Annotated in this window: 4 protein-coding genes and 1 pseudogene; all 5 read left to right on the plus strand. The window is 67.0% G+C overall.

The features are described 5' to 3' along the window. The first annotated feature begins 504 nt into the window (after positions 1–504). Positions 505–1,449: an ACP S-malonyltransferase gene (fabD, locus tag DBR34_RS01905; RefSeq protein WP_128095491.1), complete on the plus strand. Its 945-nt coding sequence runs from the start codon at positions 505–507 to the stop codon at positions 1,447–1,449. Positions 1,450–1,519: 70 nt separating this feature from the next. Further along, complete coding sequence (fabG, locus tag DBR34_RS01910) at positions 1,520–2,263, plus strand: 3-oxoacyl-ACP reductase FabG (RefSeq protein ID WP_128095492.1); 744 nt, start codon at positions 1,520–1,522, stop codon at positions 2,261–2,263. Between the two features lie 153 nt (positions 2,264–2,416). Further along, the gene (gene acpP, locus DBR34_RS01915; protein ID WP_017357544.1) at positions 2,417–2,656 is read left to right on the plus strand and encodes an acyl carrier protein; all 240 of its coding nucleotides are present in this window, start codon (positions 2,417–2,419) and stop codon (positions 2,654–2,656) included. A 136-nt stretch (positions 2,657–2,792) separates the two neighbouring features. Further along, on the plus strand, positions 2,793–4,055 hold the full coding sequence (gene fabF, locus DBR34_RS01920) for a beta-ketoacyl-ACP synthase II (protein ID WP_128095493.1): 1,263 nt from the start codon (positions 2,793–2,795) through the stop codon (positions 4,053–4,055). An 85-nt stretch (positions 4,056–4,140) separates the two neighbouring features. Next, positions 4,141–4,760, plus strand: a pseudogene (locus DBR34_RS01925) (aminodeoxychorismate synthase, component I); the annotation flags it as partial.

Consider the following 4,760-nt stretch of genomic DNA (forward strand, 5'->3'; position numbering starts at 1 on the left):
ATCCATGGGGGCTCGTGGGCGCCATCCATGGCGCCCAACGGTCCCGCCAACCCACCCACGCCGACCCCCGACAGATTCCGGGCGGGCATAGGCAATCAACGGCACTTCGTCTCAGCGTTGCTGAGCCTCAGCAGAGCAGCCCCGCCCGTGAGAGCGAAGAGGGGTAGTGCCGAGCCATGCTCGGCACCTCCCAACCCCAAAGCAGGCCGCTGCCCCGCTCTTGATCTACGTTGCGCACCAGCCATGTCTGGAAGGGTTGGGGTGGGTGAGGTTGCGGGGCCCTCCACCGCATGGATGCGGTGGCGGAGCTTACACGGACGTACTTGCAGCGTGCCCCGCGGCCTCACCCACCCCAGCCCTCTCCAAGACAGTAACTGACTGCCCTGGCTCCATGCTTGCGCTCAAAAGCGGCCAAAACCCAACCGTCACATACGCGTCAGTACAGACGGAGGGCGGTATTCCCCCTTATCATTCGCCGTTCGATTTTTGCAGGCGGATGACCGCGTGACCGATTCCAATCTCGCATTCGTGTTCCCCGGCCAGGGCTCGCAGTCGCTGGGCATGCTCGCCGAACTGGCTGAGCTGCACCCGCAGGTCCGCGAGGCCTTCACCGAGGCCTCCGATGGCGCCGGCGTCGACCTGTGGGCGCTGTCGCAGGGCGGCCCCGAGGAAATGCTCAACCGCACCGAATTCACCCAGCCCGCCCTGCTGGCCGCCAGCATCGGCGTCTGGCGCGTCTGGAATGCCGTCGGCGGCGCCACCCCGGCCGTGCTGGCCGGCCACAGCCTGGGCGAGTACACCGCCCTCGTTGCCGCCGGCGCCCTGACCCTGCGCGACGGTGCCCACCTGGTGCGCCTGCGTGGCCAGCTCATGCAGGAAGCCGCCCCTGCCGGCGTCGGCGCCATGGCCGCCGTCCTCGGCGCCGAAGACGCCCTGGTCCAGGAGGTCTGCGAACAGGCCGCCGGCAGCCAGGTCGTCGTGCCCGCCAACTACAACTCGCCCGGCCAGATCGTCATCGGTGGCGATGCCGCCGCCGTCGACCGTGCCCTGGCCCTGCTCGCCGAAAAGGGCGTGCGCAAGGCCGTCAAGCTCGCCGTCAGCGTCCCCTCGCACCCCCCGCTCATGCGCGAAGCCGCCAACCGCCTGGCTGAAACCATGGCCGGCCTGGACTGGCGCGCCCCCGCGCTGCCGGTCGTGCAGAACGTCGACGCCCGCATCCACGACGGCGTCGACGCCATCGCCCAGGCCCTGGTCCAGCAGCTCTACCTGCCCGTCCAGTGGACCGGGTGCGTGCAGGCGCTGGCCGCCCGTGGCGTCACCCGCGTTGCCGAGTGCGGCCCGGGCAAGGTCCTGACCGGATTGATCAAGCGCATCGACAAATCGCTGGACGCGCGCACACTGTCCACGCCCGCCGATTTCGAGGCAGCCCGCGAAACCTGGGCCGCCTGATCCTTTGACTGGCTTCGCGTCGCCCGGCCCCGGCCTGGCGCGTGGACCGGTCCCGTTCGAGGAACTACAGATGAGCAAGCCCCTTCAGGGTGAAATCGCACTGGTGACCGGCGCCAGCCGTGGCATCGGCGCCGCCATTGCCGACGCACTGGCCGCGCAGGGCGCGACCGTCATCGGCACCGCCACCACCGACGCCGGTGCCGCCGGCATCGGCGAACGCCTGGCTGCCGTGGGTGGCCACGGCCGCGCGCTGAACGTCACCGACGCCGCCGCGCTGGAGACCGTGCTGGACGGGATCGCCAAGGAGTTTGGCGCCATCAGCATCCTGGTCAACAACGCCGGCATCACCCGCGACAACCTGCTGCTGCGCATGAAGGACGAGGACTGGCAGGCCATTCTCGACACCAACCTGACCAGCGTGTTCCGCACCTCCAAGGCGGTCATCCGCGGCATGATGAAGGCCCGCAAGGGACGCATCATCAACATCGCCTCGGTGATCGGCGTGACCGGCAATGCCGGCCAGGCCAACTATGCCGCCGCCAAGGCCGGCATCATTGCCTTCTCCAAGTCGCTGGCCAAGGAAATCGGCTCGCGCGGCATTACCGTCAATGTGGTCGCCCCCGGCTTCATCGACACCGACATGACCAAGGCCCTGCCGGAGGAACAGCGCACCGGCCTGGTCAAGACGATCGCCCTGGAACGCCTGGGTGAACCGTCCGACATCGCCAACGCGGTGGCGTTCCTGGCCGGTCCCTCGGCCAGCTACATCACCGGCGAAACCCTCCATGTGAACGGCGGCATGTACATGCCGTAAGCATGTGGCGCACGGATCGCGCCGCAAGTGGTTGATCTGAAAGATGTTTTGCAGCAATGCAAGGCATCGTCGGTTTCCACTACACTATCCCACGGTCATCCGACATCGGATGGCGTCATTTTTGAACCACTACTCCATCTGGAGCGATATCCAATGAGCACCATCGAAGAACGCGTCAAGAAAATCGTCGTCGAACAGCTTGGCGTCAAGGAAGAAGAAGTCACCAACAGCGCATCGTTCGTCGATGACCTGGGCGCTGACTCGCTGGACACCGTTGAACTGGTGATGGCGCTGGAAGAAGAGTTCGAGTGCGAAATCCCGGACGAAGAAGCCGAGAAGATCAGCACCGTCCAGGCTGCAATCGACTACATCAACGCCCACGTCAAGGCTTGATGTCAGGCGGCTTGCGCGCGGCGGCGGCACCTGCCCCGGCCGCGCGCGGCAATCCCATGGGGCCGCACTTGCGGCCCTGTGCATTTGAGCGTTACACCGCGTCATACCCGTGAACCACGGGCCAGGAGAATCAGCAATGAAGCGTCGCGTCGTCGTCACCGGCATGGGCATGGTCTCGCCCCTTGGCAATGATCTGGACACCAGTTGGAAGGGCATCAGCGAAGGCCGTTCGGGCATCGCTGCGCTGACCAACGTTGCCGACAGCTACCTGGAACGGTTCACCACCAAAATTGCAGGTGAGGTCAAGGGATTTGACATCACCGCCGACAATGCACTGTTCGGCAAGTACCGGGTCAGCGGCAAGGATGCCAAGAAGATGGACCCGTTCATCCATTACGGGTTGGGCGCAGCGTTCATGGCGCTGCACGACTCTGGTCTGGAGATCACCGACGCCAATGCCGAGCGCATCGGCGCGATCGTCGGTGCCGGCATCGGCGGCCTGCTCGGCATCGAAGAGCAGACCATCGAGTTCCATGAGGGCAAGAAGATCTCGCCCTTCTACGTGCCCAAGACCATCATCAACATGTTGCCCGGCCAGCTGAGCATCATCAGCGGCCTGAAGGGCCCGTCGTTCTCGGCGGTGTCGGCCTGCGCCACCTCGAACCATTCCATCGGCACCGCCATGCGCATGATCCAGTACGGCGATGCGGACGTGATGGTGGCCGGTGGTGCCGAGCGCGGCTCCTCGCCGACCGCCCTGGGCGGCTTCTGCGCGATGAAGGCCATGAGTACCCGCAACGATGATCCCGAAGCGGCTTCGCGGCCGTGGGACAAGGACCGCGACGGCTTCGTGCTGGGCGACGGTGCCGGCATCCTGATCCTGGAAGAGTACGAACACGCCAAGGCGCGTGGCGCGAAGATCTACTGCGAACTGGCCGGTTTCGGCGCCAGCTCCGACGCGTACCACATGACCGCGCCGAGCGAGAACGGCGAAGGTGCCGCGCGCTGCATGGTCATGGCCATGAAGGACGCCGGCGTAACCCCGGAGCAGATCGGCTACCTCAACGCGCATGGCACCTCGACTCCGCTGGGCGACCTCGGTGAAACCATGGCCATGAAGGCCGCCTTCGGCGACCACGCCTACAAGATGATGGTCAGCTCGACCAAGTCGATGACCGGCCACCTGCTCGGTGCCGCCGGTGGCGTCGAAGCGATCTTCTCGGTGCTGGCCCTGCGCGACAACGTGATTCCGCCGACCATCAACCTGCACCAGCCGGGCGAAGGCTGCGACCTGGATTACGTGCCCAACGAAGCACGCCAGGCCAAGGTCGACGTGGTGATGTCCAACGGCTTCGGCTTCGGCGGCACCAACGGCACGCTGGTGTTCAAGCGCGTCTGATCGACGCACTGCCGTACCCGCATCCGGGCCGCCATCTTGGCGGCCTTGGTGTATCTGGCCCTCCCGCACCTTCCGGTTCCCCGCCATGCTGCTGACCCATCCGCTGCCCGCCACCACCGACCTGCTCGCGCTGCAGCGCGTGGCGCCGTCGCGCTATCCGCTGCTGATGGAGTCCACCGCCTCGGGCACCGCGCAGGGCCGCTGGGACCTGCTGCTGATGGGCGACGGGCAGGCGCTCGCGCTGCACGCGGACGGCGTCGTTCGCGATGCCGCAGGCGTGGCCCACCCGGGCAGCTTCCTGGACGTGCTGGACGCACAGTGGGCGGCGCTGCGCCAGCCCCGCGAGGAGATCCAGCTGCCGTTCCGTGGCGGCTGGGCGCTGATGCTGGACTACGAACTGGCCGGGCAGATCGAAACCGTACTGCAGTTGCCCGCGCGCGCCGACGGGCTGCCCAGCGCATTGGCCCTGCGCTGCCCCGCGGCGGTGCTGCACGACCGCGTGCTGGGCCAGTACCACGCCGTGTGCGAAACCGACCACGCCGCACTGCTGCAGACCCTGCTGGCCGACCTGGACGCCGCCCGCGAGTTGCCGCCGCTGCCGGCCTGGCAGCCGCCGGCAGAGGTGGGCGAGGATGCGCCCGCGCGCTTCACCGACGGCGTGGGCAAGGTGATCGATTACCTCCGCGCCGGCGATGTGTTCCAGGT

The organism is Stenotrophomonas sp. HMWF003, from assembly GCF_003061285.1.
In the GTDB taxonomy this organism is placed as follows: Bacteria; Pseudomonadota; Gammaproteobacteria; order Xanthomonadales; family Xanthomonadaceae; genus Stenotrophomonas; species Stenotrophomonas maltophilia_AP.